This window comes from Pandoraea vervacti (assembly GCF_000934605.2).
GTDB lineage: Bacteria > Pseudomonadota > Gammaproteobacteria > Burkholderiales > Burkholderiaceae > Pandoraea > Pandoraea vervacti.
Window position 1 is genome coordinate 1,167,846 of sequence record NZ_CP010897.2, and the last position, 26,815, is coordinate 1,194,660.

Consider the following 26,815-nt stretch of genomic DNA (forward strand, 5'->3'; position numbering starts at 1 on the left):
CCACGCATGCGCAACGTTCTGCTCGATCTTGTTTTGGCGGCGGCTCTGACGACCGGGGCAGCCTCGGCCATGGCGCAATCGACGCTGCGCATCGGCCTGCAGGAAGACATCGGTTCGCTCGATCCCGCGCGCAGCTCCCAGGTGGTCGACCGCATGGTGCTGCGCTCGCTGTGCAGCTCGCTCGTCGATATCGACACCGACCTGAAGTTCGTGCCGATGCTCGCCACCGCCTGGAACGTGAGTTCGGATAACAAGACCTGGACGTTCCGCCTTCGCAAGGGCGTGAAGTTCCACGACGACGAACCCTTCAACGCCGCAGCCGTGAAAGCCAACCTCGATCGCGCACGCAGCATGCCGGCGAGCAACCGCAAGAGCGAATTGTCGTCGATCGATCACGTGGATGTCGTGGACGACGCGACCGTCAACATCGTACTCAAGACGCCGGACTCGGCGCTGCTCGCCACGCTGTCCGATCGCGCGGGCATGATGCTCGCGCCGAAGTCGCTCAAGGACGACGCCGCCGTGCAATCGCATCCGGTTTGCTCGGGGCCGTACAAGTTCGTGCAGCGTGTGCAGAACGATCGCGTGGTGCTCGAAAAATTCCCGGGCTTCTGGGACGCCGACAAGTTCGCGATCCAGAAGGTCATCTATCTGCCGATTCCGGATACGACGGTGCGCCTCGCCAACGTGCGCTCGGGCTCGCTCGACATGCTTGAACGCCTGTCCCCGTCCGACGTGAAGTCGGTCAAGCGCGACGCGAATCTCACGTTCATCTCGATGGACGGGCTGGGCTACTACGGACTGACGTTCAACGTGGCCGCCAATGCGAACAAGGCGCTGCGAGACAAGCGGGTGCGGCAGGCGTTCGATCTGTCGATCGATCGCGACGCCATCAATCAGGTGATCGGCGGCGGCATTTTCACCCCGGCGAATCAGGCGTTGCCGCGCTCGGGGCAGTATTACGACGCGTCGATCAAGACGACGAAGCGCGACGTGGCCAAGGCGAAAGCGCTGCTCAAGTCGGCCGGTTTCGAGAAGGTCGACGTCACGCTGAGCTTCGGCAACAGCACCGTCTCCAACCAGATGGCGCAGATGCTGCAGGCCATGCTCGCCGAGTCGGGCATTACGCTCAAGCTGCGTCCGATGGACTACGCGGCGGCGCTCGACGCGGCGCATCGCGGCGACTTCGATGTGCTCTATAACGGCTGGTCGGGACGCGTGGATCCGGACGGCAACCTGCACCAGTTCGTCTCGTGCAAGGGCAATCTGAACTACGGCCAGTATTGCAATGCGGAAGTCGACAAGCTGCTGGGCGAGGCCCGTGTGAAGTCGACGGTCGCCGAGCGCAAGCCGCTGTATGACGCCGCGAACAAGATCCTCGCCGAGGACGATCCGATTCTGTATCTGTACGTGCAGCCCTGGCCGTATGTGCTCTCGAAGAAGGTGCAGGGCTTCGTCGCCTATCCGGACGGCCTCATCCGCCTGCGTGGCGTGAGCCTCAAGGGCTAAGGAGAGCGTCGCCATGCTGCGCCTCGTCGCCCATCGCGCGCTGGTTGCGATTCCCACGCTGATCATCGTGTCGATGATGATCTTCGGGCTTCAGAAGATGTTGCCCGGCGATCCCGTGCTGGCGATGGCCGGGGAAGACCAGAACCCGCAGGTGATCGCCGCGCTGCGCGAGAAGTATCACCTCGACAAGCCGCTACCCACCCAGTACGCCCTGTGGATCGGTAGTGTGCTGCATGGCGACCTCGGCAACTCGCTTCGCACCGGTGAGCCCGTGACGTCGCTCATCGCGCAGAAACTGCCCGTCACGCTGCAACTGGCCATGTTCGGGCTGGTGATCGCCATTGGCATCGGCATTCCGCTGGGCATCGTGTCGGCGGCCAATCGAGGCCGTGCGATCGATTACGGATCGAACGTGCTGGCGCTCTCGGGCATGTCGATCCCGAACTTCTGGCTCGGCATTCTGCTGATCTTCCTCGTCTCGGTACGCTGGCAGTGGCTGCCCTCGTCCGGCTACGTACCGCCGGGCGAGGACTTGTGGATGAGCTTCAAGACCATGGTGATGCCCGCTTTCGTGCTCGGGGCGGCGCTGGGCGCACAACTGATGCGGCACACGCGCAGCGCCATGCTCGGCGTGCTGCGCACCGATTACATCCGCACGGCACGCGCCAAAGGCCTGCTGCGCGGCACGGTGGTGCTCAAGCATGCGTTTCGCAACGCCCTGATTCCGATCGTGACGGTGCTGGCGCTGATCTTCGGTGAATTGCTCGCCGGCGCGGTGCTGACCGAGCAGGTCTTCACGATTCCCGGCTTCGGCAAGCTGGTCGTGGACGCCGTGTTCAACCGCGACTACGCCGTGGTGCAGGGCGTGGTGCTGGTCACCGCCGTGAGCTTCATCGTGCTCAATCTGCTGGCCGACGTGCTGTACGTCCTGCTCAACCCGCGCCTGCGTCGCGCCTGAGACATCTTTCGAACATGGCTGCCATTCAGACCTCATCGACTCCCTCCGGCGCCGCGCCGGCGCCCACTGTGGGAAGCGCGCAGTCCCTGCCGCGGCGGCGCTACCGGGGGTTACGCAAATTCGCGCGTAACAAGGCGGCTGTCGTGGGCGCGATCATCGTCGCCTTTGCCGTGCTCGTTGCGCTGCTCGCGCCGTGGATTTCCCCCTACGATCCGATCGCTACCAGCTTCATGACGGTGCGTCAGGCGCCAGGCGCGTTGCACTGGTTCGGCACCGACGAATTGGGGCGCGACATTCTCGCGCGCATGATCTACGGCGCGCGTGCATCGCTGGCCGCCGGCGTGGTCTCGGTGGGCATCGCAGTGATCGTTGGCGTACCGCTGGGCCTGCTTGCAGGCTACTTCGGTCGCTGGGTCGACGCCATTGTGTCGCGGCTGGCCGATGCGCTGCTCTCCATCCCGTTCCTGATTCTTGCCATCGCGATGGCGGCATTTCTCGGCGCGAGCCTCACGAACGCGATGATCGCCATCGGCGTGTCGGCCATGCCGCGTTTCGTACGGCTCGCACGCGCGCAGGCGCTTACCGTCAAAGCGGAAGACTACGTGGAAGGCGCGCGCGCCATCGGTCTGACGGATGCGCGCATCATCGTGCGCTACATCCTGCCGAACGTGCTGCCGCCGATCATCGTGCAGGCGAGTCTCACGGTCGCCACCGCGATCATCGCCGAAGCGAGCCTGTCGTTTCTCGGATTGGGGCAACTGCCGCCGCTGCCGTCGTGGGGCTCGATGCTCAACACGGCGAAGGACTTCGTCGAGCAAGCGCCCTGGATGTCGATTTTTCCCGGTATCGCCATCTTTCTGACGGTACTCGGTTTCAACCTGCTGGGTGACGGCCTGCGAGATGCACTGGATCCTCGCGAGCAGTGACGGTCCCAACGGCTTTGCACCATGTCGGCAGCATTATTCCAACCACGATAAATAAAGGACAACAGCGACTCCCATGACGCAATTCAACTGGCAAAACCCTTATCCGACGCCGCGCCTGCCGGTGTTCGCCCGCAACATCGTGTCGACGTCGCATCCGCTCGCGGCGCAAGCCGGTCTGCGCATTCTGTGGCAGGGCGGCAATGCCGTCGACGCCGCGATTGCCGCCGCCGCGTGCATGACCATCGTCGAGCCGGTATCCAACGGTCTGGGCGGGGACTGCTTTGCGCTCGTGTGGGACGGCAAGCAGGTGCACGGCCTGAACGCGTCGGGCACCGCGCCGGGCGCGTGGAGTGTCGACTACTTCCGCAAGAAGTACGGCGAGGAGCACGGCATTGCCAAACAGCCGATGCGCGGACTCGACACGGTCACCGTGCCCGGCGTGATCGCCGGTTGGGAAGCGCTGCACGCGAAGTTTGGCAAGTTGCCGTTCGCCGACCTGATGGCCCCGGCCATCGAGATCGCTGAGCGCGGTCACGCCGTGGCGCACATCGTCGCGCGCAAATGGGCGGCGGCCGTGCCCGAGCTGAAAGACCAGCCGGGTTACGCGCAAACCTTCATGCCGAACGGCCGCGCACCGACCACCAGCGAGATGATGCGCATGCCGGGGCATGCCCGTACGCTGCGCCTGCTCGCCAAGGAAGGTCCGCGCGCGTTCTATGAGGGCGAGATCGCCGAGCGTATCGCCGCGTGGAACGTCGAGCACGGCGGGGCGATGACCGCCGATGATCTGCGCGCCTATCGCGCGGACTGGGTCACGCCCATCGAAAAGGACTATCGCGGCTATACCGTGCACGAGATTCCGCCGAACGGCCAGGGCATTGCCGCGCTGATTGCGCTGGGCATTCTCGACAAGTTCGACGTCTCCAGCCACGCAGTGGACCGCGTGCATTCGCAGCACTTGCAGATCGAGGCGATGAAGCTCGCCTTCGCCGATCTCTACAAGTACGTGGCCGACCCGCGTTCGATGGAAGTCACGCCCGCGCAGATGCTCGACGACGGCTACCTCACCGAACGCGCGAAGCTCATCAACCCCGACAAGGCGACGCACTTCGACTTTGGCATGCCGAAGTCCGGCGGCACGATCTACCTGACGGCGGCCGACGAACAGGGCATGATGGTCAGCTTCATCCAGTCGAACTACATGGGATTCGGTTCGGGCGTGGTGGTGCCGGATTACGGCATCGCGCTGCAAAACCGCGGCTGCGGTTTCTCGATGGATCCGAAGTCGGCGAACGTGGTCGAGGGCGGCAAGCGCCCGTTCCACACGATCATTCCGGCATTCCTCACGCAGAAGGTCGACGGTCGGCACGAGGCCGTGATGAGCTTCGGGGTGATGGGCGGCGACATGCAGCCGCAGGGCCACTTGCAGTCGGTCGTTCGCATGCTCGACTACGGTCAGCAGCCGCAGGCGGCATGCGATGCGCCGCGGTGGAAGGTCAATCGCGACTTCACCGTCGATATCGAGTCGACGATGAATCGAGAGACGGTGGAAGGTCTGGTCGCGCTCGGCCACAAGCTGAAGTCCATCGACGATCCGTACATGGACTTCGGCTCGGGCCAGTACATCTGGCGTCTGGATCGCAACGATCCGGAGCGCGGCTACGTGGCCGCGAGCGACAGCCGTCGCGACGGCCTCGCTGCCGGGTACTGATCAGACCGCTTCGCCCGATGCGTGGGCGGTGTGACGCGTGGTGCGTCGCGCCCCCACGCTGATCGCAAAGGCCGCCACGCTCGCGACGAACACGGGCACGGCGGCGATCATGAACAGGTGCTGCGGGTCCCAGTGCAGGGCCAGCAGCACGCCCCCGACGATCGGTCCGACGATGGAGCCGATGCGCCCGATCCCCAGCGCCCAGCCCACACCCGTGCCGCGCATCGTCGTGGGATAAGTGCGCGCCGCGAGGGCATTTGCGCCGATCTGGCCCCCGACCACACAGAACCCCGCCCCGAAGATCGTTGCTGCAAGCACCGTCACCGACGTGCCCGCGAGGCCGACCAGCACGATACAGACGGCAGCGCCGAGATAGACGACGCCGAGCGCCCTGAACGGCGGCACGCGGTCGAAAACGCGTCCAAGCGTGAGGGTGCCGAGCGTGCCGCCGATCTGCAGCATCGATGTGATGAGCGCTGCGGTGTCGAGTGCGATCCCGGCATCGTGGATCACGGTCGGCAACCAGCTCGACAGGAAATACAGATCCATCAGGCTCATGAAGAAGATCACCCACAGCAGCAAGGTGATACGCGCGCGCTTGTCGGCGAACAGCGCACCGACGCCCGCCTGCCCTCTGGCATGGACGTCGAGGCCGCTGTCGATGCTCACGTCGTGGGGCAGATCGGGCGCGAGTTTTTGCAGGACTGCGCGCAGCCGCGCCGGGTGTGTCGCCTGAACGACCAGGAACCGGGGCGACTCCGGCAGGCAGCGCCACGCGAGCAGCGCTGCGAGCAGCGGCAACAGGCCGCCGACGACGAACACCGACTGCCATCCAAAATCGCGAATCAGCCCGGCCGCCGCCAGCCCGCCGAGCGCGGCGCCGAGCGAGAAGCCGCAGAACATCACCATAATGGCGGTCGAACGCACGCGCTCGGGCGCGAACTCACCGGTCAGCGCGATGGCATTGGGCATCACGCAGCCCAACCCCACGCCGGTCGCGAGCCGTAGCACCAGCAACGATGTGACGGACGTGGCGAGCGCCGTGGCCAGCGACATCGCCCCGAAGATCAGCATGCCCGCGATCAGCACCGGTCGACGTCCGAAGCGGTCGGAGACCGGCCCGCCGATGAGCGCACCGAGGGTGAGACCGACGAGGCTCGCCGAGAACACCGGGCTGAGCGCGGCGCGCTCGATGCCCAAGGCATGCACGATGGCCGGCGCGACGTAGCCGATGGCCTGCGTGTCGAATCCGTCGAGGAACACGATCAGCGCGCAAAGCGCCGTGACGAAAATCTGATAGCGGCCGAAGGGCCGCTCATCGATGAGTGTGCGCAGATCGATGCTCGGGTTTGGCATGGCACTGTCTCCTGGGTCGGCCTCTTGCGCGAGGCTCTGTGGGACTGCTTCAATGGGCAAATCAAAGGCAAGCGCGCGCTACCGGCTCAGCCCCGCGACCTGCTTGTAGCGGTTCGAAATCTGCGCGAGCTCGGCGGCGCTGATGACGTCGTCGATGTGCGCGAAAGGCTTGTCCCCGCTGAGTTCATGCACGGTCTGCAAGATCGCGTCGGGCGGCGCCGTTCGATTCATGAGCACGACGTCGGCGGTCGCCTTGCCGCGGATGCGTTCGTAAGCGGTGAGGGCGTCGGGCGTCAGGCCGTGTTCGCGCAGCTGCGCGGCAAGACATGGGGCGTCGAGGATTGCCTGACCGGCGCCGTTCGAGCCACGCGGCACCATCGGATGGGCGGCGTCGCCGAGCAGTGTGACACGTCCGAAACTCCAGCGTGGCAACGGGTCCTGATCGACCATCGGATATTCGAGAATCGTCTGCGTGGCTTCGATCATGCCTGCCACATCCAGCCAGTCGAAATGCCAGTCGGCGAAGGTCGGGAAGAAGTCTTCGAGACGCCCGATCCCGTTCCAGTCCCGACGTGCTGGCTGTGGCGCTTCGATCTCCGCCACCCAGTTCACCAGTTGATTGCCACGGCCGTCGACATTGTCGCGAATCGGATAGATCACCATCTTCCCGACGGACAGCCACCCGGCACGCACCATCGACGCGCCGCTCAGGAACGGCGGCAACACGACGCTGCCGCGCCACATGTTTACGCCCGAATAGCGCGGCGCGCCCTCGGCCGGATAGAACTGCTTGCGCACGACCGAATGAATGCCGTCTGCCGCGACGAGCAGACGCGCGGTGACCGGCGGCAGTGTGTCGCCCTCGGGCGATTCGAACGAAATCGCGACGGCGTCGTCGTCTTGCAGGAAGCCCGTGCAACGGTGGCCTTCGACGACGGCGTCCTGCCCCAGACGCTCCCGCACCGCCGCGAGCAGCACACCCTGAAGATCGCCGCGATGAATCGAGAACTGCGGCCAGGCATATCCCGCGTATTCCCCTGCGGGTTCGCTGTAGACGAACTGGCCGAAGCGGTTGAAGAACGCCGACTCGCGCGTGGTGACGGCGACCTCGCGCAGCGCGGCGTCCAGACCGAGGCCAGCGAGCACGCGCGTCGCGTGGGGCAGGATGTTCACGCCCACACCCAGCGGACGGATTTCAGGGACCGCTTCGTAGACGCGGCAGGCAATACCGGCTTCATGCAGGCTAAGGGCCAGCGTCAGTCCGCCGATACCGGCGCCGACGATAGCCACATCGATCGATGAGGACATGGGGGTGTCTCCTGAGCGGCGATGCGCTTTGGGTTCTGGAATGGCTGCCATTAAAGCGCGTCGGCGCTCATCAGGGAATTTTGACTATCATATGAATTGATATGAATTGATTATGAAACGTCGACGACCTCGCAATGAACCTCTCACTACGGCAATTGAAGGCTTTCGTACTTGTGGCAACGCTGGGCAATTTCACGCGGGCAGCCGAGCGTCTGCACATTACGCAGGCGGGACTGTCGGTCATGATGCGAGAGATGGAAACGCAGCTCGGCAGCCGGTTGTTCGACCGCACGACGCGCAGCGTCACGCTCACCGAAGCGGGGCATGCACTGCTGCCGGTCGCCAGTGCAGCGGTTGGGCAACTGGACGCCGTGGCGAGTCAGATTGCTGCGTTCGGACAGGTCTCTCGCAAGACGCTGCGCATCGCCGCGACACCGCTCGTGTCGTCGCATCTCATGCCCGAATGGTTCGGCACGTTTGCAAGCGCTCACCCCGACGTGGATCTCCGGTTGCACGAGGCGGAAATTGCGCAGGTGCACGCGCTCGTCGAGCAGGGCGACGCCGACATGGGCTTCGGCTTCTTCACCAAGGCGTCGCACGGTATCGAACGTACGCTGCTGCAATCGTTTCGCCTGATGAAAATCACGGCGGCGCCAAGGCGACTGCCTCGCAAGTCAGGCGAGCCATCGAAAGGAAGCGCAACCTGGGACGCGCTGCGCGATGAAACGCTGATCGGCTTGCCGCCGGACAACCCGATCCAGCAACTGATCGAGACCCATCTCGCGCGTATCGAAGGCGCGGACCGCGCAGAACGCCCCATTGACACGCGCGCCGTGTTCCGCCGCTTCGAGACACTCATCGGCATGGCGGAGGCGGGCATCGGCACGGCCATCATGCCGACGTTCGCCATGCCCGCCTGCCGCCATCGCGCCGTGCGTTGGGAGGTGCTCACTCACCCCGAAGTCACGCTGGGGTTCCATCGTATCGTCAAGCGCGGACGCGCCAAGCCGGAACTGTGGCGTCAGTTCACCGAATTGGCCGTGTCGTCGCTGCAACGTATCGATGCGTTGGCCGATGAGCGCGGAAGTTAGTGCTGACTGGGGCGCTCTGCCGATGGGGCGGTGTGACGACCGAAGCGTGGGACGGCCCCCGCGCATCGACACGTCGGTATGCGCTCACTCATCTTGGATTCCTACACGGCATACAGCCGTCGAGGAAGCGTGAAGCTTCCGTGGATTCATCGAATCGTCACACTTCACCCGCAATAATCACGGCGCACGAGGAATCTACAAACTAATTCGGCGGCCGATCTACTGCGTCAACTCACGCGTGGCACCGGGCGCCGGTGCGACCCGGGGAAATGACGCAATGACCATCCGTCATCGAATTACGCTATTGGTGATCCTGACGTTCGTGGCGCTCTCGATCATCGGTGGCTACGCCGTCTATCAGACACGCGCCAGCGCGCAGAAGGTTCGTCAGGTGACGGAGGGCGTGGTGCCCAGCGCGCTCGCATCCGCCGATCTGGTGTCGCAAGTCAAGGCAGTGCAGATTGCCACGATGACGCTGGTGTATGCGCCGGACGAAACCGTCGTCGAACAGGCGCTCGGCACGCTCGGGAAATTGCGTGACGAGATCGACCAGTCGCTCGCGCGTCAGGCCGACGGTGCGGCCAGCGATGCGCAGAAGGGGTTGGTGACGCAGGCCCGCGAGAGCGTCGAGAACTACTTCAACGCCATCAACGACACCGCCAAACTCAAGCAGGCCGGCAAGACCGAGATGGCGCAGGCGTTCCTTTTCGCGATGGTCGCGCAGTACCGCGACGAGCTCGAAGGCGTGGTCAATACCTTGCGCGTCGAAAAGAACCGGCAGAAAGACTCGGCGATCATCACGCTCAACGACACGCTCTCGACCACCACGACCGCCATCGGCATCGTGACCGGTCTGGCAATCGTGTTGCTCACGGCCATTGGCGCGCTGTTGTACCGCCAGATCACCCGCCCGCTCTCTCGCATGCAGGCCATGATGAGCGAGATCGCCAACAGTCAGGACTTCACGCGTCGCGTGCCGGTCGGCCGCATGGACGAAATCGGGCACTCCATCGTGGCCTTCAACGGCATGATCGAGAAGATTCAGGAGCGCTCGGCGCAGCTCAAGCAGAAGACCGCCGACATTCAGGCGATGTTGCAGAACATGCAGCAAGGCATTCTGACCGTTGTCGACGGCTCGAAGGTGCACGGCGAATACTCCGCCTATCTCGAAGCGATCTTCGAGACGCAGGACATTGCGGGGCGCGGTGTCATGGAACTGGTGTTCGGCGACAGCGATCTCGGATTGGACGCGCTGTCGCAGGTCGAAGCGGCCATCGACGCCTGCATCGGACAGGACGCCATCAACTTCGCGTTCAACGAACATTTGCTGGTCGGGGAGATCGGCAAGCGCATGCCCGATGGTCGCGTCAAGCAACTGGACCTGACGTGGTCGGCGATCACGGATGAAAGCGACACGATCCTGCGCCTGATGCTGTGCGTGCGCGACGTGACCGAGCTGCGCGAACTCGCCGCCGAAGCCAACGAGCAAAAGCAGCGTCTCGAGATGATCGGCGAGATCCTGGCGGTCAGCCAGGAGAAGTTCCATCACTTCATCGAAAGCTCGTCGGACTTCATTCGCGAGAACGAGCGCATCATCCGCAAGCACTCGCAAGCCGACAGTGCCGCGATCGCGGAGCTGTTCCGCAACATGCACACGATCAAGGGCAATGCGCGCACTTACAACCTGCAATACCTGACGAACGTGGTGCACGAGACGGAGCAGCGCTATCACGAGCTGCGTCAACCGGATGTCGCGCGCCTGTGGGATCAGGACGGCATGATGCGAGAACTCGAACGCGTGCGTCAGGCGGTGGACGCCTACGCGCAAATCAATGAAATCAGTCTCGGTCGCAAGGGCCCGGGCCGCGCTGCCGACGAGCAGTCGATGGTCGTCGATCGCGCGCACATCCGTGCCAGCCTGCGCATGCTGGAGGCGGCCGACCCGAACGATCTGCACCAACTGGTCGCCATGCGCGACGCCGTGCACCAGACGCTGCGTCTGCTCGGTACCGAGGGCGTTGGCGAAGCCTTGGGCGGCGTGCTGGATTCGCTGCCGTCGCTCGCGAGCGAACTCGGCAAACCGGCGCCGGTCGTGCGCATCGACGACAACGGCTATCGCCTGCGGGCGCCGGCCGTGCGCATTCTGCGCGACGTATTCATGCACTTGCTGCGCAACTCGATGGACCACGGTCTGGAAGGTGCGGATGAGCGCCGCGCCAAGGGCAAGCCCGTGGCCGGCACCATCGACATCGAAGTCGGCCTCGATCACAACATGCTGCAGGTCACGCTCACCGACGACGGTCGTGGCCTCGCCCTGCATCGCATTCGCAGCATCGCCGTGCAGCGCGGCTGGATTACGCCTGAGACCTACGTGACGGACGAACAGATCGCGCAGTTCATCTTCCGCCCCGGCTTCTCGACCGCATCGGAAGTCACCGAAGTCTCCGGTCGGGGTGTCGGGATGGACGCGGTGCAGGACTTCGTGCGTCGCGAGCACGGTCGCATCGAATTGCGCTTCACGGACGAGCGCAAGGGCGCGGAGTTCCGTCAGTTTCAGACGGTGGTGTGCCTGCCCGACACCCTCGTCGTCGACGGCTTCGACCTCAACAGCGTGGCGGCCGATGCCATCGATCTGCCCGCACTGGACGCCGTGGTGCCGCGTATCGGCGCTGGTGAGGCGCATGTGGCGCGGGACAACGCGCCGGACACGGCGAGCCAGCCCCACGACGGTCAGTCGCAAACCGGGACGGTCTGACGCACGAATCCTCAGGCAAGCACGATGGGTGAGGCGGCGCGGACCCTTGCGGTCTGCGGCCGCCGCGCCGCTTTCGGAGACGGATGTATGGAAGCAGTTCAATGGTTACTCATCGGCGCGCTCGTTGGCGTGGTCGGTGCCGGTGTCGCCGGGTTTGTCGCGCATCGCTGGCGCATGGCGCAGGCCACCGCGCACTGGCGTGCGCTCGCGAAGACGCATGACGAAGCGCTTGAGCAGGCGCTGGAGCGCGAACGCGTGGCCGTTGCGGGCAACGAGGCACTTGTGCAGACCCACGATGAGGCGATGACGGCATTGCAGGCACGGTTGACGCAGGCGGAACAGGACTTGCAGGTCGCGCTCAAATCGGAGGCCTCGGTACTTGAAGCCAAGGCGATGTGGCAGGGTGAGGCGCAGCGCATTGCGGGAGAGGCTGCGCGACTGCGCGGTCTTGCCGCGACCTTCGAGCGGTGGCACGAGCAGATGATTTCGTTGATGACGCAGAACCAGGACATGCACGCGAAGAACCACGAACTGGCGTCGATCGTGCGTCACGTGCTGATCGTGTCGCTTAACGCCTCCATCGAAGCCGCGCGCGCGGGCACTGCCGGTCGCGGTTTCGGCATCGTGGCAAGCGAAGTGCGTGCGCTCGCGACACGTTCGGAGGAGTTGTCGAAGAGCTATCGCGACAGTCTGCACCGCAACGATGTGACCACGACCGCCACGTTCCAGGACATCCAGGCAGGCGGCAAGATGATTGCGGCGTCGCTGTCCAGTGTTGAAGCGCTGGCGCAGCAGTTGCATTCCCGTCTCCACTAGGCCCTCCCACGCCCCACTCAGCCGACAGGTTTCGTTGTGATCAGCGCTCACGCACGCGAGAGTTTCGAACGCATTCTCCATAAGGCCGCCCGCACGCGGCTCGCCCGCTCGGCCGACGCACCCTGCGACATCGCGCCGCTTGGCGTGCGCTACGGCACTCCAGGCACTCAGGGCACTCAGGAAACTCGGGGCACGCCGGACGACGCCGTGCGGCCCGAGAACGGCGTCGATCTGGCCGCGCGCCACGCTCATGTGGTCGTGCTCACGATCTCGGGCATCGACTTTCGCATGCTGCTCGTGCTGCATTTCGACGAGGACGACGCGACGAAGGCGTACTTCGTAGGAGACGATCCCGACAAATCGTTTCGCGAAGCCTTCCTCGAAATCAGCAACCTGTGCTGCGGCGCGATCAATCAGGAATTGCTGGGCTATTTTCCCGACCTCGGCATGTCGACGCCGTACGTGCTGAGCGCGCGCTGCGTGCCGCACCTCATGCAACTCCGGCCGAATCATCTGGCGTCGTGGGATATCACGCTCGATGGCTCGGTGCGGCTCGCCGCCACGCTGTGCGTATGCGCGCATGCACCGCTGGACTTCCATGCCGAGGTGAGCGACGCGCACGATAGCGGTGGCGAACTCGAACTGTTCTGAGCGTCGCGCCATATTCGCCGGCGCCGATCGCTTTACAAGACTTACAAGACTTGCACGCCTTACGTCCTAGGAAAATTACGACAATGAACCGAAGCACCTCCCGCGAGTCGGTCAGCCAGTTCCTGATCCTCGAAGACAGCGTTGAGCACGAGTATCCGGACGCCCTCGTGCGGGGCATGATCGACATCACCGACGGCGTATTCCGCGGTCTGTTCGGTGACATCGAAGTCACCTGCGACTCGCCCAGCGTGGTGCGCGAGCGCATCATCTTCGGCGAAGTGTTCAGCCTGATCCCGCTGGAGAGCGCCTGGTGCCGGGGCTACATGATGATGCAGGCCGAACAGGTGCCGTTCATGCAGTTGCTCGAACACACAGGCCGCTGCGAAGGGCAGGCGGGTTTTCGCGAACTCAACGGCATGCTGGGCGAGTTGACGAATCTGGTGTGGGGCGCGTTCAAGAACCGTTACATGGGCGATCCGCTCGCCGTCGACCGCACGCAGGTGCAGGTGCCGCTACTCATCAACCACAAGCAGAAGTACATCACGTTCGGCACCGACAATCCGCAGTTGTGCTTTGTCTACCGCCTGACCGATCCGGTGAATGGCCGGATCGTCACGCTGCATCAGCATTTCGTCTTCAGCCTGAACTGGTCGCCCGAGGCATTTCGCGAGGCGGCACAGGGCGCGGCCGAGCCTGTCGAGACCGGGGCGCTGGAATTGTTCTGAGATCCCGGCTCATCAACACACTCTCACTTACACACAAGGACAACACCATGTCGAAGATTCTCGTGGTCGATGATTCGAGCACCGTGCGCGACGAAGTCGCGGGCTTTCTGCGCAAGAACGGCCTGGACGTGGACACAGCCGTCGATGGCAAGGACGGTCTGGCCAAGATCAAGGCCAGCCCCGGCGTGCGTCTGGTCATCAGTGACGTGAACATGCCGAACATGGACGGCCTGACGATGGTCGAGAAGATTCGCGGCGAACTGGCGAACGCGTCCGTCAACGTCGTGATGCTCACCACGGAGAGCAGCCCGGCCATGAAGGAACGCGGCAAGGCCGCCGGCGTGAAGGGCTGGATCGTCAAGCCGTTCAAGGGCGACGCCGTGCTCGAGACGTTCCGCAAGCTCGCCAGCTGACACCGGCGCCGCGCGACCGGGCGCCGGATCCTGGCGCCCGATGCGAGAGGGGCGGCGCACTCTCGGCGAGCGCGGCTCATCGTTAGGGTGAATCGAGGGCAGACCGTCGCCACCGTGCGACGGCGGCGTTACACTGCTGACTTTCCCGCATTACGCGAACATCTGCATTCTCGCCAACCCATCATGAGCGTTGTTCCCCAGAAAAGGAAGTCTGCTGCTGCGGCTTCCGCCAATGCCTCCGCCGTGTCCGAAGACGTCGTACGGGAAGTCGGAGCCGATACGGATCAGGCAGTGCAGGGGACGTCGGGGACTTCCGGGACTGCGGACACCTTAGCGGAGACCCGCCCGCGTCGCTCGAAGCTGCGTGTGACGTACGTCATCGCCAGTCTCGATCGTTTGCTGCGCCGCCATATGTCGGAAGCCCTTGCGCCGCTCGGTCTCACGCTGGCCCAGTTCACGGCGCTCTCGGTGCTCGACGCCCGCGGCAAGCTCTCCAACGCGCAACTCGCGCAGCGCTCGTTCATCACGCCTCAGTCGGCCAACGAAGTCGTGAGCGTCATGGCCTCGCGCCAGTGGATCACCCGCGAGCCCGATCCGAACCATGGTCGTATCGTGCTGCTGCAACTGACCGATGAAGGTCGCCGCGTGCTGGCGCAATGCGAGGCCGTCGCCAGGGACATCGACACGCGCATGCGTGCCGGTGTCTCGCGCGAGGACGCCGCTGCCGTCCAGCGTCATCTCGAGATGTTCGTGCGCAATCTGCGCGACTGACTCCGGGTTTGTCCCGACCTTCCGATTGCTTGTATTGTCAGGTTGCTTGATATTAAATGGAGTCCGTCACCGCGCTCGGCATCTTTCGATGCCGGTCGGCGGCTATCCGGATCGCGCCCCGTCGCCTGCTGCGCGCAGGTGCACGAGAAACGCGTGACCGAATCCCAGTGACCCGGTAAGACGAAAGCGATACAACGCTCTCGCAGCGTTGTCACGCCCGACACAAGTTCGTGTTGAATATCAGGTTTCCTGATGTTGTGTGGGTGCGTTGACACGTCGTTTCCGGCGTTTGCCGGGCGCGCAGGGTAGCGACCGAAGTTCATAAAGACGATAACAGGAGACACCATGGAATCGAATCGGGAGGGCAACGTTCAGGCGTTGCCGTTGGGGGCGGACAACGCTCGGGGGGCGACCAGTCCGGTCGCACTCACGCTGGCGCTGTGTTTCGCCGTGGCACTGCTCGAAGGCCTCGATCTGCAATCGGTCGGCGTCGCCGCGCGAGGCATGGCCAAGGAGTTCGGGCTGAGCGTTGCGCAAATGGGGATCGCCTTCTCGGCAGGCACGTTCGGCCTGTTGCCGGGGGCGATGATCGGTGGGCGTCTTGCCGACAGCATTGGCCGCAAGCGCGTGCTCATGCTCTCGGCGGCGATCTTCGGTCTGCTGTCGATCGCCACGGCGTTCGTGTCGGACTTCTGGATGCTGGTGATCGTGCGCGTGCTCACGGGCATCGGGCTGGGCGGCGCCATGCCGAACCTGATTGCGCTGTCGTCCGAAGCGGTCGCCCCGCGCTCGCGCGGCACGGCGGTGAGCATCATGTACTGCGGCATTCCGCTGGGTGGCGGTATTGCGGCCACCATCGGCATGCTGGCCGTGAGCGACGCCGACTGGCGTCACATCTTCTATGTGGGCGGTGTCGGCCCGTTGCTGCTGCTGCCGTTGCTCGCGTGGTTCCTGCCGGAGTCGCGCGCCTTCGCGGCGGCAACTTCGCAAGGCCAGAACGCTACGCCGGCGCCGATGACGTCCGTGCTGTTCTCGGAAGGCCGCGGCATGTCCACGGTCCAGCTCTGGCTGTCGTACTTCTGCACGCTGATCGTGCTGTACTTCCTGCTGAACTGGCTGCCGTCGCTCATGGGCTCGCGAGGGCTGGCGCGCGGTGAGATCGGCTGGGTGCAAATTCTGTTCAACGTCGGCAGTGCCGTCGGGGTGCTGTGCCTGGGCTACCTGATGGATCGTGCTCGCATGTCGCTCGTGATCGGCGGGATGTATCTCGGCATGATCGCCTCGCTCATCGGCCTGGCCGCCGCACAGGGCTTCAGCGTGCTGGCCGCCGCCGCGTTCTTTGCCGGCATGTTCATCATCGGCGGACAGTCGGTGCTCTACGCGCTGGCTGCGGCTTACTACCCGACGGCCATGCGTGGCACCGGCGTCGGCGCAGCGGTGGCGGTCGGGCGCATCGGCTCGGTCGTCGGGCCGCTGGCCGCCGGCATGCTGCTCGCCGTGGGCAGCAGCGCAGCCGTGGTGATCGGTGCGAGCATCCCCGTCACCATCGTGGCGGCGCTCGCCGCGCTCACGCTGATCCGTCGTCCCCGCGCGGCTGACTGAACCGGCGCCTTCACCAGCGCTGTCACCGGCGCTGTCACCGGTACCGCCGGTGTCATTTCCGACACCGGCACAGTCGGCTTCGCTTGCACGCGACGGATGGCATAGCACTGCCGCCGTCGCGTTTTTTCTGGTTTCACACGCGTCACTTAGCACATAACGACATCAATAATCTGGAGACACTCATGGCATTTCGTCTTTCTCGCCACCTGCCGCTCGCGCTCGCGACGACCGCCGCACTGGCCGCACCTGGCCTGGCCGGCGCGCAATCGAACGTCACGCTGTACGGCATCGTCGACACCGGTATCGAATACGTCTCGCATGCGAGCGTGAACGGCGCCGTCGTACGCATGCCCGGCGTGACCGGCGAGTTGCCCTCGCGCTGGGGGCTGCGTGGTTCGGAAGATCTCGGCGGCGGACTGGCGGCCATCTTCCAGCTGGAGAGCGGCTTCAACATTCGTGGCGGCGACCTCGGACAGGGCGGACGCCTGTTCGGCCGTCAGGCATTCGTGGGCGTGAAGGGGCCGTACGGCACGCTGTCGTTCGGTCGCCAGTACACGATGACGTACTACGCGCTGCTCGGCTCCGACGTGCTCGGCCCGGACATCTACGGCATGGGTTCGTTCGACGCCTACATTCCCAATGCGCGTACCGACAACTCGGTGACGTATCAGGTCGGCTGGCAAGGCCTGACGTTCGGCGCGGGCTACTCGTTCGGGCGCGACTCGGCCGGCACGGGCAACTCGCCGGGGCAGGGCACCTGTGCGGGGCAGGTGCCGGGCCAGTCGGTGCAGTGCCGCGACTGGTCGGTCATGCTCAAGTACGACGCGAGCAACTTCGGCGTGGCCGCATCGTATGAAGAGCAGCGCGGCGGTACCAACGCGGCGGCCAACTTCTTCGACGGTCAGGCAACGTCGGCCTTTGCCAGCAGCGGCGACAAGGACACGCGAACGACCCTCGGGGCGTACTACAAGTACGGCGCCTTCAAGGTGGGTGGCGGCTGGCTGGGCCGTCGCGTATCGACGTCGGCCGTCAACACGCACTCGAACCTGTTCTACCTCGGCGCCGCGTACAACGTCACGCCGGCATGGCTGATCGACGGCGAGGTCTATCGCATCATCAACAGCGACCACGACACGCGCGGCACCATGACGACGCTGCGCGCCACGTATTCGCTCTCCGTGCGCACGGCTGTCTACGCACAAGCCGCCTACCTGTTCAACAGCGCCCGTGCCGCCTACTCGGTCAGCGGCGGCGGTGGCGGCACCACGCCGCCCGCAGGCGAAGGTCAGGCAGGCGTGATGCTGGGCATGCGTCACACGTTCTGACGCGAGATGCGCGACGGCTTCAGGGTTTCCCCTGAAAACGTCGCGCTTGCAATGTAAGGTAACCTGATATTAAATTGTGTCTGTCGGCAACGCCGCGCGCCACTCCCGGCGCGCCGGCAGGTTGCCCTGAACACTTGGGAATGACGCAAAATGAATGCATACGAAGGACGCTGGAAGACGATCGACGTGAAGGTGGAAGGTGGCATTGGCTGGATTACCTTCAATCGTCCGGAAAAGCGCAACGCCATGAGCCCGACGCTCAACACCGAGATGAATCAGGTGCTCGACGCGCTCGAACTCGATGCCGACGCGCGGGTCGTCGTGCTCACCGGTGCGGGCGCGGCATGGACCGCCGGTATGGACCTGAAGGAGTACTTCCGTGAGATCGACGGCGGTCCGGAAATCGTGCAGGAGCGCGTGCGTCGTGACGCGTCCGACTGGCAGTGGCGCCGTCTGCGCATGTACAGCAAGCCGACCATCGCCATGGTCAACGGCTGGTGCTTCGGCGGTGGCTTCTCGCCGCTGGTGGCCTGCGATCTGGCAATTGCCGCCGACGACGCCGTCTTCGGTCTGTCGGAAATCAACTGGGGCATTCCGCCGGGCAACCTGGTGAGCAAGGCCATGGCGGACACGGTTGGTCACCGTCGCGCGCTGCACTACATCATGACGGGTGATACGTTCACCGGCCGTGAAGCCGCTGACATGGGGCTCGTGAACCAGAGCGTGCCGCTCGCCCAGCTTCGCGAGGCGACGCTGGCGCTGGCCGCCAAGCTGCTGGAAAAGAACCCGGTGGTGCTGCGCGCCGCCAAGCATGGCTTCAAGCGTTCGCGCGAACTTACCTGGGAGCAGTGCGAAGATTACCTGTATGCCAAGCTCGATCAGGCACAACTGCGCGATCCGGAGCATGGCCGCGAGCAGGGTCTCAAGCAGTTCCTCGATGACAAGTCGATCAAGCCGGGCCTGCAAGCCTACAAGCGCTGATACGCGCCGTCGTACCGTGACCGAATGAGTGAGGAGTAGCGCAATGCATGAAGTGCAGATGCTGATCGGCGGCCAGTGGCGTGGCGCACAAGGGGGCGCGACGTTCGAGCGCATCGACCCGGTGACGGGCGAAGTGGCGACGCGTGCGCCGGCTGCCACGCTGGCCGACGCCGATGCGGCGGTCGACGCCGCGCAGGCCGCGTTTCCCGCCTGGGCGGCGCTCTCGCCGACGGCGCGTCGTCAGCGTTTGCTCGCGGCGGCCGAGCGCATGGATGCGCGTGCGGCGGAGTTCATCGCCATCGGCGCCGCAGAAACCGGGGCAATGGCGAACTGGTATGGCTTTAACGTCATGCTCGCGGCGAACATGCTGCGCGAAGCGGCGGCGATGACCACGCAGATCGACGGCAGCGTGATTCCGAGCGATGTGCCCGGCAGTCTCGCGATGGCCGTGCGCGCGCCGGTCGGCGTGGTGCTCGGCATTGCGCCGTGGAACGCGCCGGTGATTCTCGCCACGCGCGCCCTCGCCATGCCGCTTGCGTGCGGCAACACGGTGGTGCTCAAGGCGTCGGAGCAATGTCCCGGCGTGCATGCGCTGATCGGGGCGTGTCTGCACGAAGCGGGTCTGGGCGACGGCGTGGTGAACGTCGTCACCAACGCGCCGCAGGACGCCGGTGATATCGTGGCGCGTCTGATCGCGCATCCGGCGGTGCGTCGCGTGAACTTCACGGGCTCCACGCATGTCGGGCGCATCATTGCGCGAGTCGCGGCCGAACATCTGAAGCCCGCGCTGCTCGAACTCGGCGGCAAGGCGCCGGTGCTGGTACTCGACGATGCGGATCTCGATGCGGCTGTCGATGGCGTTGCCTTCGGCGCGTTCTTCAATCAGGGACAGATCTGCATGTCGACCGAGCGCGTGATCGTCGATGCACGTGTGGCCGACGCCTTCGTCGAAAAGCTGACCGCCAAAGCCGCCAAGCTGCACGCCGGATCGCCGACCTCGTCCGACAGTGTGCTCGGGGCGATGGTGAGCGCGCAGGCAGCGTCGCGCGTGGCCGCACTGGTCGAGGACGCTCGCGAGCATGGTGCACGCCTGCCGCTGGGCTGCCGCGTCGAGGGCGCCATCATGCAGGCGACGATCGTCGACGGCGTGACGACGGCGATGCGACTGTATCGCGAAGAGTCGTTCGGCCCGGTGGTCACGATCCAGCGTGTGAACGGCGACGATGAGGCGGTGCGCGTCGCAAACGACAGCGAGTTCGGTCTGTCGGCGGCGATCTTCAGTCGCGACGTGTCGCGTGCGCTGCAACTGGCCAAACGCATCGAATCGGGCATTTGCCACATCAACGGTCCCACGGTGCACGACGAAGCGCAGATGCCGTTCGGCGGCGTGAAGGCCAGCGGCTACGGGCGTTTCGGCAGCAAGGCGTCCATCGGCGAATTCACCGAACTGCGCTGGATTACCGTGCAGACCACGCCGCGCCATTACCCGATCTGATCCCATCCCCGAAGGGATGAGGAGGGGGCCGCGCGAGCGCTACCGAGAGAGCGTCGCGACGGCCCAAAGCAGGAGACAGTTTGTGAACCAAGGCAATAACATGGCCGGACATCGCTATCGTCAGGTCGCCATCGGCAATCCCGGTGTCGAAATCCTGCGCGAAGGCGAGTTCTGGTATCTGCGCTCGCGCGAGACACTGGGCGATTATCCGGAGCGTCTGACGGACCGCCTCGTCTCGGGCGCGGCGAAGCACCCTGAGCGCTTGCTGGTGGCGCGTCGCGGCAAGGATGGCGAGTGGATCGGCATTACCTATGGGCAAATGCTGCTGCGCGTGCGCGCCATCGGACAGGCATTGCGCGACCGTGGCCTGTCGGCGCAACGCCCGATTGCGATCCTGTCGGGCAACGATCTCGAACACTTCCAGCTCGCACTCGGCGCGATGTACGCCGGCGTGCCGTTTGCGCCGATTTCACCGGCCTATTCCATCGTATCGACGGACTACGGCAAACTGCGCCACACGCTCGGGTTGCTGCGCCCGGGCCTCGTGTACGCGAGCGACGCAAACGCCTACGCCCGCGCCATGGACGCCGTGCTCGACGCCGATGTGATTCGCGTGACCGAAAACGGCGATAACAACACGCTGGCATTCGACGCACTGGTCGACGCCGTGCCGCGCGATATCGACGCAACGCACGCGCAAGTGACCGGCGACACGATCGCCAAGGTGCTGTTCACCTCGGGCTCGACACGTCTTCCCAAAGCGGTGCCGACCACGCAGCGCATGCTGTGCAGCAATCAGCAGATGCTGCTGCAAACTTTCCCGACGTTTGGCGAGACCCCGCCGGTGCTGGTCGACTGGCTGCCATGGAATCACACGTATGGCGGGAGCCACAACGTGGGAATCGCGCTGTACAACGGCGGCACGCTCTACATCGACGACGGCAAGCCTGTTGCCGGGAAGTTCGAGGAGACGCTGCGCAATCTGCGCGAGATTTCGCCCACGGTGTACTTCAACGTGCCGAAGGGCTGGGAAGACCTCGCCATCGCGCTCGAGAGCGACGCCGTGCTGCGCGAGCGCTTTTTCGCGAAGGTGAACCTCTATTTCTTCGGCGGCGCCGGGCTGTCGCAGGCGGCCTGGGACCGGCTGGAGCGCGTGACGGAAACGCATTGCGGCGAGCGCATTCGCATCATGTCCGGCCTGGGCATGACGGAGACGTCGCCGAGTTGCATGTTCACGACGGGGCCGGTCATGCGCGCAGGGTATATCGGCCTGCCTGCGCCCGGCTGCGAGGTGAAGCTCGCACCGGTCGGCGGCAAACTCGAAGTGCGTTTTCGCGGCCCGAACGTCATGGCCGGATATTGGCGGCACGAATCTTCGGAGGCGGTGTTCGACGAGGAGGGCTATTACTGCACGGGTGACGCTGCCACGTTCGTCGACAAGCACGACCCCGAAGCGGGGCTCCAGTTCGATGGCCGTATCACCGAAGACTTCAAGCTGAGCTCGGGAACGTTCGTGAGCGTGGGGCCGTTGCGTGCCCGCGTGATTTCGGAGGGGGCGCCGTATGTTCAGGACGCCGTTATCACCGGAATCAATCGCGATGACATCGGATTGATGATCTTCCCGCGCGTCGAGGATTGCCGACGCCTGAGCGGGCTGCCCAGGGAGGCGCCGCTGGCCGACGTGCTGGCTTCGGCGCCGGTGCGCGACGTGTTCGCTTCGCTGCTGGCCAAACTCAACGCGAACGCCAGCGGCAGCGCTACGACCGTGGCACGTCTGCTGCTGCTCGATACGCCGCCCTCGCTCGATCGTGGCGAAGTGACCGACAAGGGGTCGATCAATCAACGCGCGGTGCAGGACCATCGCGCCGACATCGTCGACATGCTGCATGCCGCGAAGGCGGGCGACGCGCGCGTGATTCTCGCTGCGGCGAAGCGCTGACATGGGGCATTCGGAACTGCGCAGCGCGGCCGAGGATATCGCGTTCGTGCTGGATCGGCTCGGCGTGGGCGAGGCGTTGACGCGCCTCGCCCCCTATCGGGATTTCGACACCGCAACATTGGTGCAGGTGATCGACGAAGCGGCGAAGTTCTCGCGTGAGGTGATTGCGCCGTTGAATGCCGTGGGCGATCGTGAAGGCTGCACGTTTCACGACGGAAACGTCAGAACCCCCGCAGGGTTCGCCGATGCCTACCGTCAGTACAGAGACGCCGGCTGGCCGTCGCTGCCGTGCGATCCGTCGCTCGGCGGGCAGGGCCTGCCGGTCGTGGCGCAGATCGCCGTACAGGAACTGAGCGCGGGTGCGAATCTCGCATGGACGATGTATCCCGGCATTCTTCACGGAGCGTACGAGTGCCTCCATCGTTTCGGCAGCCAGACGCTGCGCGACGCGTGGCTCGGCGCGCTGGTCACCGGGGAATCGCTCGCCACGATGTGTCTCACCGAGCCCGGCGCGGGCAGCGATCTGGGCCAGATTCGTACGCGCGCCGAGTGGATCGACGCGGGAGACGGCGTGGCCCGCGTGACTGGCGAGAAGATTTTCATCTCCGGCGGCGATCAGGATCTCACGCCAAACATCCTGCATCTCGTGCTGGCGCGCACCCCCGATGCGCCGGCGGGCAGTGGCGGTCTATCGCTTTTCCTCGTGCCCAAGGTGCTCGCCAACGGCGAACGCAACGCAGCGTATTGCACCGGCATCGAACACAAGATGGGCATTCGCGGCAGCGCAACGTGCTCGATGGCCTTCGAAGGGGCGACGGGCTATCTCGTCGGCGCGCCGCATCGGGGCCTGGAAGCGATGTTCGCCATGATGAACTCGGCGCGGCTGCATGTCGGCGCATCCGCCGTGGGGCTGGCGCAAAGCGCCTGCGAGATGGCCGTGCGTCATGCGCAGGCGCGGGTGCAGTCGCGCGTGCCCGGGGCCGATGCACACGCGCCGATCGCACAGCATCCGGCGGTCTGGCGTTTGCTCGAAGGCCAGCGTGTCGCGCTCGAAGGCGCACGCCTGCTGCTGTATCGCGCCGCGCTCGCCATCGATGAAGCGCATCACGCCGACACGGCCGAAGCGCGTGCGCAAGCCGACGCGTTGGCGGCGCTGCTCACCCCTGTCGTCAAAGCGATGCTCACGGAGCAGGCGTTTCTTGGGGCGAGCGACGCCTTGCAAGTGTTCGGGGGCTACGGTTACGTGGAAGAGACGGGGATCTCGCAGTTCGTGCGCGATGCGCGCATTCCGATGATCTACGAAGGTACGAACGAGATTCAGGCTATCGATCTTTTGATGCGAAAGATCGTCAGGGATGAGGGCGCTGCGCTCGGCCAATGGCTGGCGTGGGGCAGGGCGCGCATGAACGAAGCGAAAGCGCTCGACACGCTAGGTGGGTTTGCCGACGCGCTCGCGTGCCTCGATGACTGGACGGTATTGATGCCGTCGCTCATCTCGCTCGCTCGCACATCGCCGCGCGCCGCCCTGTGTGTTGCGGGCGAGGCGATGCGAACGGTGCACGGTTTGTCCATGGCCGGCCTCTGGGCACAAGCGGCCGTGGCCGACGCGGCGGGCGGCAACAAGCAACGCGCGGCGCGCTTCTGGCTCAAGTTCGCGTTGCCCGAAACGCGTCGTGCCATGGCGATCGTCGCCGCACAAATCAAGGATCCGGAGACGGCACAATGAATCTCGACAAACTCGTCGCCATCGATACCCATGTGCATGCCGAGGTGTCGTGCTGCCAGCCGCCCGATCTGTTCGGCAAGGCGTTCGACGATGCCGCCGACAAGTATTTCGGCACGGTGCTCAAGCAGAACCGTCGCCCCACGATTCCCGAGACCATCGCGCATTACCGCGAACGCAACATCGGTTTCGTGATGTTTACGGTCGACTGCGAAGCGAACATTGGACGTCGGCGCATTCCCAACGAAGAAATTGCAGGCTTTGCGCAGGAAAACGCCGACATCATGATCGCGTTCGCGAGCATCGACCCGCACAAAGGACGCATGGGGGTGCGCGAGGCACGTCGGCTCGTGGAGGAGTTCGGGGTACGCGGCTTCAAGTTCCATCCGACGATGCAGGGCTTCTTCGCCAACGACCGCATGGCGTATCCGATGTACGAACTCATCGCGGAGTACAAGCTCACGGCGGTGTTTCACAGCGGCCATTCGGGCATCGGCTCGGGCATGCCGGGCGGGGGCGGTCTGCGCCTGAAGTACTCGGAGCCGATTCATCTGGACGATGTGGCGACCGACTTTCCCGATATGAACATCGTGATTGCGCACCCGTCGTGGCCGTGGCAATCGCAGGCGTTGTCCATTGCGCTGCACAAGCCCAACGTCTACATCGATCTGTCGGGCTGGTCGCCGAAGTATTTCTCGCCGGAGCTGATTCAGTATGCCAACTCGCTGTTGCGCGAGAAGATGCTGTTCGGATCGGACTTCCCGCTTATCGCGCCGGATCGCTGGCTGAAGGATTTCGAGACCGCGGGATTTCGCGACGAAGTCAAACCGCTGCTGCTCAAGGACAACGCGGTGCGAATGTTGGGACTGGCGCCGGCGAAGGCCGAAGCGGCAGCGGCCTGACGCGCGATGCCGGCAGCGTTGCGATTGCTGTCATGGCTGTCATCGTGGCCGGCACGGTCATGGGGGTCATCGCAGACCGGGCGTGCCGTAGCGCACCCGCGCGGCTTCGCGCATGGCGCTGATGAGCGTCTGTTCCGGCGGGGTGGGGACCGTGTCGTTGCGCCACAGAATGCCGATCGATTCTTCGGTGCCCTGGGTGGCAAACGGCAGCGCGCACAGCGCCGCATCGGCAAGGTCATCCTGCACGGTGATCTCGGAGGCGATCCACACGACGTCGTCGCGCAGCGTCATGGCGCGCGCGAGCGACATCGAGAGCAGTTCGGAATAGTCGTCGAGCGTGCCCACGCCATGTGCGCGAAGAAAGCTGTCCGCCGTATGGCGCAGGATCGTGCCGTGCGGCGGCAACACCACATGGAAGTTGGCGATGTCGGCCATCGACACGCTGCGCTGCTGCACGAGCGGATGCCCGGGGCGCACCACCACGCACAACGGCGTGGCGCACAGATGCTCGAACGTGAGGCCGGCCATGCCCTGCGGATCGGACATGCGGCCCAGCGCCAGCGCCACCTGACCGGACTTCAACTGCGTGAGCAATTGCTGGTTCGCGCCGGTATGCACCTGCACCACGATGCCGGGCCATTCGCGTCGGAAGGCTTCGAGTACGCCGGGCATCATCGCGGCGGCCAGTGTTGGCAGCACGGCGATCTCGATCACGCCGCCGGTCTGCCCGACGGCCCGCGAGAGCACGTCGATACCCTGGCGCAGTGCGCTCACGCTCGCCCCGGCATGCCGCAGGAAGAGTTCGGCCTGCGCTGTGGGACGCGCGCCGTTGCGACCCCGGTCGAACAGTCGCACGCCCAGCAGGCCTTCGAGTTCGGCAATGGTCTTGCTCACGGCCGGCTGCGTAATGGACAGCGCTTCCGCGGCGCGCTGCAGGCTGCCGTGCTGGGCGACCGCCAGCAGGCACTGCAAATGGCGCAGCTTGATCCGTCCGTCGAGTAGGTGTCTTTCCATGCCGGGAAGTTATGAAAAGCCTAAGAAAATGTCAATAAATATATCCGTTGATTATGGATATAGTGTCGAAAACAAGCTGGCGACCGGCCATCGCGCCTGCCAGATCAGTCAACACAAAATGGAGTGAGACCATGTCGAAAACGACAACCGTCCTGCGCCCGCGCGATTGGGATTCGCATCCCAAGCTCATCGACAGCGGGTACAAGTCCACGGCGCTGCGCGGCCCCAAACAATTGCTCGTGCCCGTGAAGCAGAACCTCGCGGATCTGCGCTCGCCGGTGTATGGCAACGGCATCATCGGCGCGCTCGACGGCGACCTCACGCGCAATGCCGTTCGCAACGGCGAGCCGCTTGGCGAGCGCATGATCGTGACGGGCCGGGTGCTCGACGAAGGCGGTCGTCCGGTACCGAACACGCTCGTCGAACTCTGGCAGGCGAACGCCTGCGGGCGTTACGTTCACAAGGTCGATCAGCATGACGCGCCGCTCGACCCGAACTTCCTCGGGGCGGGCCGTGCGCTCACCGATGCCGAAGGTCGCTACAAATTCCTGACGATCAAGCCGGGCGCGTACCCGTGGAAGAATCACCACAACGCTTGGCGTCCGCAGCATCTGCACTTCTCGGTGTTCGGTCATTACTTCGCGACCCGACTGGTCACGCAGATGTACTTCCCGGGCGATCCGCTCCTCGCTTACGATCCGATCTTCCAGGCGACCCCCGCGCAAGCGCGTGAGCGCCTGATTGCGCGCTTCTCGATGGACATTACCGAGCCGGAGTACGCACTGGGTTACGAATTCGACATCGTGCTGCGCGGTGCCGACCAAACGCCGATGGAGTCCTGAGC

General features: G+C 64.7%; 22 protein-coding genes. 19 read left to right on the forward strand and 3 right to left on the reverse strand.

From position 1 onward, the window contains the following. Positions 1-6 precede the first annotated feature (6 nt). The 4 genes from UC34_RS05285 to UC34_RS05300 all read left to right on the forward strand — a co-directional run bounded on the left by UC34_RS05285 (position 7) and on the right by UC34_RS05300 (position 5,104). Positions 7-1,509 carry an ABC transporter substrate-binding protein gene (locus UC34_RS05285; RefSeq protein WP_044454457.1) on the forward strand — a complete coding sequence of 501 codons (1,503 nt, stop codon included), beginning with the start codon at positions 7-9 and terminating at the stop codon, positions 1,507-1,509. A gap of 13 nt (positions 1,510-1,522) precedes the next feature. Further along, positions 1,523-2,467, forward strand: a complete 945-nt coding sequence (locus UC34_RS05290; RefSeq protein WP_044454458.1) for an ABC transporter permease — start codon at positions 1,523-1,525, stop codon at positions 2,465-2,467. A gap of 14 nt (positions 2,468-2,481) precedes the next feature. Then, positions 2,482-3,393, forward strand: coding sequence for an ABC transporter permease (locus UC34_RS05295; RefSeq protein WP_218919556.1), 912 nt, complete (start codon positions 2,482-2,484; stop codon positions 3,391-3,393). 73 nt (positions 3,394-3,466) lie between these two features. Continuing rightward, on the forward strand, positions 3,467-5,104 hold the full coding sequence (locus UC34_RS05300; RefSeq protein WP_044454459.1) for a gamma-glutamyltransferase family protein: 1,638 nt from the start codon (positions 3,467-3,469) through the stop codon (positions 5,102-5,104). Here UC34_RS05300 and UC34_RS05305 read toward each other — a convergent pair whose 3' ends face one another. Next, complete coding sequence (locus UC34_RS05305) at positions 5,105-6,460, reverse strand: MFS transporter (RefSeq protein ID WP_044454460.1); 1,356 nt, start codon at positions 6,458-6,460, stop codon at positions 5,105-5,107. It lies immediately after the preceding gene. Positions 6,461-6,538: 78 nt separating this feature from the next. Continuing rightward, positions 6,539-7,768 (reverse strand): flavin-dependent oxidoreductase, encoded by a 1,230-nt coding sequence (locus UC34_RS05310; protein ID WP_044454461.1) that lies wholly within the window; start codon positions 7,766-7,768, stop codon positions 6,539-6,541. A 134-nt stretch (positions 7,769-7,902) separates the two neighbouring features. On the opposite strand from UC34_RS05310, the gene UC34_RS05315 reads away from it, so the two are divergent. From UC34_RS05315 to UC34_RS05380, 14 genes are all read left to right on the forward strand, one after another. Next, positions 7,903-8,859 carry a LysR family transcriptional regulator gene (locus tag UC34_RS05315; protein ID WP_044454462.1) on the forward strand — a complete coding sequence of 319 codons (957 nt, stop codon included), beginning with the start codon at positions 7,903-7,905 and terminating at the stop codon, positions 8,857-8,859. A gap of 277 nt (positions 8,860-9,136) precedes the next feature. Further along, the gene (locus UC34_RS05320) at positions 9,137-11,614 is read left to right on the forward strand and encodes an MCP four helix bundle domain-containing protein (protein ID WP_237165240.1); all 2,478 of its coding nucleotides are present in this window, start codon (positions 9,137-9,139) and stop codon (positions 11,612-11,614) included. 87 nt (positions 11,615-11,701) lie between these two features. Beyond that, positions 11,702-12,430 (forward strand): methyl-accepting chemotaxis protein, encoded by a 729-nt coding sequence (locus UC34_RS05325; protein WP_072617440.1) that lies wholly within the window; start codon positions 11,702-11,704, stop codon positions 12,428-12,430. A gap of 36 nt (positions 12,431-12,466) precedes the next feature. Further along, positions 12,467-13,081: a hypothetical protein gene (locus UC34_RS05330; protein WP_044454463.1), complete on the forward strand. Its 615-nt coding sequence runs from the start codon at positions 12,467-12,469 to the stop codon at positions 13,079-13,081. An 83-nt stretch (positions 13,082-13,164) separates the two neighbouring features. Then, complete coding sequence (locus tag UC34_RS05335; protein ID WP_052810903.1) at positions 13,165-13,806, forward strand: chemotaxis protein CheX; 642 nt, start codon at positions 13,165-13,167, stop codon at positions 13,804-13,806. Positions 13,807-13,853: 47 nt separating this feature from the next. Then, positions 13,854-14,219, forward strand: coding sequence for a response regulator (locus UC34_RS05340; RefSeq protein WP_039400475.1), 366 nt, complete (start codon positions 13,854-13,856; stop codon positions 14,217-14,219). A 183-nt stretch (positions 14,220-14,402) separates the two neighbouring features. Continuing rightward, the gene (locus UC34_RS05345; RefSeq protein WP_084070374.1) at positions 14,403-14,990 is read left to right on the forward strand and encodes a MarR family winged helix-turn-helix transcriptional regulator; all 588 of its coding nucleotides are present in this window, start codon (positions 14,403-14,405) and stop codon (positions 14,988-14,990) included. A gap of 345 nt (positions 14,991-15,335) precedes the next feature. Beyond that, the gene (mhpT, locus tag UC34_RS05350) at positions 15,336-16,592 is read left to right on the forward strand and encodes a 3-(3-hydroxy-phenyl)propionate transporter MhpT (RefSeq protein ID WP_237165241.1); all 1,257 of its coding nucleotides are present in this window, start codon (positions 15,336-15,338) and stop codon (positions 16,590-16,592) included. Positions 16,593-16,774: 182 nt separating this feature from the next. Further along, positions 16,775-17,917: a porin gene (locus tag UC34_RS05355; RefSeq protein ID WP_044454465.1), complete on the forward strand. Its 1,143-nt coding sequence runs from the start codon at positions 16,775-16,777 to the stop codon at positions 17,915-17,917. A gap of 150 nt (positions 17,918-18,067) precedes the next feature. Beyond that, positions 18,068-18,898 (forward strand): p-hydroxycinnamoyl CoA hydratase/lyase, encoded by an 831-nt coding sequence (locus UC34_RS05360; protein WP_044454467.1) that lies wholly within the window; start codon positions 18,068-18,070, stop codon positions 18,896-18,898. A 43-nt stretch (positions 18,899-18,941) separates the two neighbouring features. Continuing rightward, entirely contained in the window at positions 18,942-20,393 is a 1,452-nt protein-coding gene (locus UC34_RS05365; protein ID WP_044454469.1) for an aldehyde dehydrogenase, read from the forward strand. Positions 20,394-20,493: 100 nt separating this feature from the next. Further along, complete coding sequence (locus tag UC34_RS05370) at positions 20,494-22,332, forward strand: feruloyl-CoA synthase (RefSeq protein ID WP_044457779.1); 1,839 nt, start codon at positions 20,494-20,496, stop codon at positions 22,330-22,332. A gap of 1 nt (position 22,333) precedes the next feature. Beyond that, complete coding sequence (locus UC34_RS05375; RefSeq protein WP_044454470.1) at positions 22,334-24,058, forward strand: acyl-CoA dehydrogenase family protein; 1,725 nt, start codon at positions 22,334-22,336, stop codon at positions 24,056-24,058. Then, positions 24,055-24,957, forward strand: coding sequence for an amidohydrolase family protein (locus UC34_RS05380; protein WP_044454471.1), 903 nt, complete (start codon positions 24,055-24,057; stop codon positions 24,955-24,957). The genes UC34_RS05375 and UC34_RS05380 overlap by 4 nt, the downstream gene beginning before the upstream one ends. A gap of 66 nt (positions 24,958-25,023) precedes the next feature. On the opposite strand, the gene pcaQ is transcribed toward UC34_RS05380, so the two are convergent. After that, the gene (gene pcaQ / locus UC34_RS05385) at positions 25,024-25,971 is read right to left on the reverse strand and encodes a pca operon transcription factor PcaQ (RefSeq protein WP_044454472.1); all 948 of its coding nucleotides are present in this window, start codon (positions 25,969-25,971) and stop codon (positions 25,024-25,026) included. Positions 25,972-26,102: 131 nt separating this feature from the next. Between pcaQ and pcaH the strand changes: the two genes are divergently transcribed. Then, positions 26,103-26,813 (forward strand): protocatechuate 3,4-dioxygenase subunit beta, encoded by a 711-nt coding sequence (gene pcaH / locus UC34_RS05390; protein WP_044454473.1) that lies wholly within the window; start codon positions 26,103-26,105, stop codon positions 26,811-26,813. The last annotated feature ends 2 nt before the right edge of the window (positions 26,814-26,815 follow it).

Excerpts from the sequence above, each read along its gene's own strand:
- UC34_RS05285 (WP_044454457.1), top strand. The coding sequence starts at position 7 with ATGCGCAACGTTCTGCTCGATCTTGTTTTGGCGGCGGCTCTGACGACC.
- UC34_RS05290 (WP_044454458.1), top strand. The coding sequence starts at position 1,523 with ATGCTGCGCCTCGTCGCCCATCGCGCGCTGGTTGCGATTCCCACGCTG.
- UC34_RS05295 (WP_218919556.1), top strand. The coding sequence starts at position 2,482 with ATGGCTGCCATTCAGACCTCATCGACTCCCTCCGGCGCCGCGCCGGCG.
- UC34_RS05300 (WP_044454459.1), top strand. The coding sequence starts at position 3,467 with ATGACGCAATTCAACTGGCAAAACCCTTATCCGACGCCGCGCCTGCCG.
- UC34_RS05305 (WP_044454460.1), bottom strand. The coding sequence starts at position 6,460 with ATGCCAAACCCGAGCATCGATCTGCGCACACTCATCGATGAGCGGCCC.
- UC34_RS05310 (WP_044454461.1), bottom strand. The coding sequence starts at position 7,768 with ATGTCCTCATCGATCGATGTGGCTATCGTCGGCGCCGGTATCGGCGGA.
- UC34_RS05315 (WP_044454462.1), top strand. The coding sequence starts at position 7,903 with ATGAACCTCTCACTACGGCAATTGAAGGCTTTCGTACTTGTGGCAACG.
- UC34_RS05320 (WP_237165240.1), top strand. The coding sequence starts at position 9,137 with ATGACCATCCGTCATCGAATTACGCTATTGGTGATCCTGACGTTCGTG.
- UC34_RS05325 (WP_072617440.1), top strand. The coding sequence starts at position 11,702 with ATGGAAGCAGTTCAATGGTTACTCATCGGCGCGCTCGTTGGCGTGGTC.
- UC34_RS05335 (WP_052810903.1), top strand. The coding sequence starts at position 13,165 with ATGAACCGAAGCACCTCCCGCGAGTCGGTCAGCCAGTTCCTGATCCTC.
- UC34_RS05340 (WP_039400475.1), top strand. The coding sequence starts at position 13,854 with ATGTCGAAGATTCTCGTGGTCGATGATTCGAGCACCGTGCGCGACGAA.
- UC34_RS05345 (WP_084070374.1), top strand. The coding sequence starts at position 14,403 with ATGAGCGTTGTTCCCCAGAAAAGGAAGTCTGCTGCTGCGGCTTCCGCC.
- mhpT (WP_237165241.1), top strand. The coding sequence starts at position 15,336 with ATGGAATCGAATCGGGAGGGCAACGTTCAGGCGTTGCCGTTGGGGGCG.
- UC34_RS05355 (WP_044454465.1), top strand. The coding sequence starts at position 16,775 with ATGGCATTTCGTCTTTCTCGCCACCTGCCGCTCGCGCTCGCGACGACC.
- UC34_RS05360 (WP_044454467.1), top strand. The coding sequence starts at position 18,068 with ATGAATGCATACGAAGGACGCTGGAAGACGATCGACGTGAAGGTGGAA.
- UC34_RS05365 (WP_044454469.1), top strand. The coding sequence starts at position 18,942 with ATGCATGAAGTGCAGATGCTGATCGGCGGCCAGTGGCGTGGCGCACAA.
- UC34_RS05370 (WP_044457779.1), top strand. The coding sequence starts at position 20,494 with ATGGCCGGACATCGCTATCGTCAGGTCGCCATCGGCAATCCCGGTGTC.
- UC34_RS05375 (WP_044454470.1), top strand. The coding sequence starts at position 22,334 with ATGGGGCATTCGGAACTGCGCAGCGCGGCCGAGGATATCGCGTTCGTG.
- UC34_RS05380 (WP_044454471.1), top strand. The coding sequence starts at position 24,055 with ATGAATCTCGACAAACTCGTCGCCATCGATACCCATGTGCATGCCGAG.
- pcaQ (WP_044454472.1), bottom strand. The coding sequence starts at position 25,971 with ATGGAAAGACACCTACTCGACGGACGGATCAAGCTGCGCCATTTGCAG.
- pcaH (WP_044454473.1), top strand. The coding sequence starts at position 26,103 with ATGTCGAAAACGACAACCGTCCTGCGCCCGCGCGATTGGGATTCGCAT.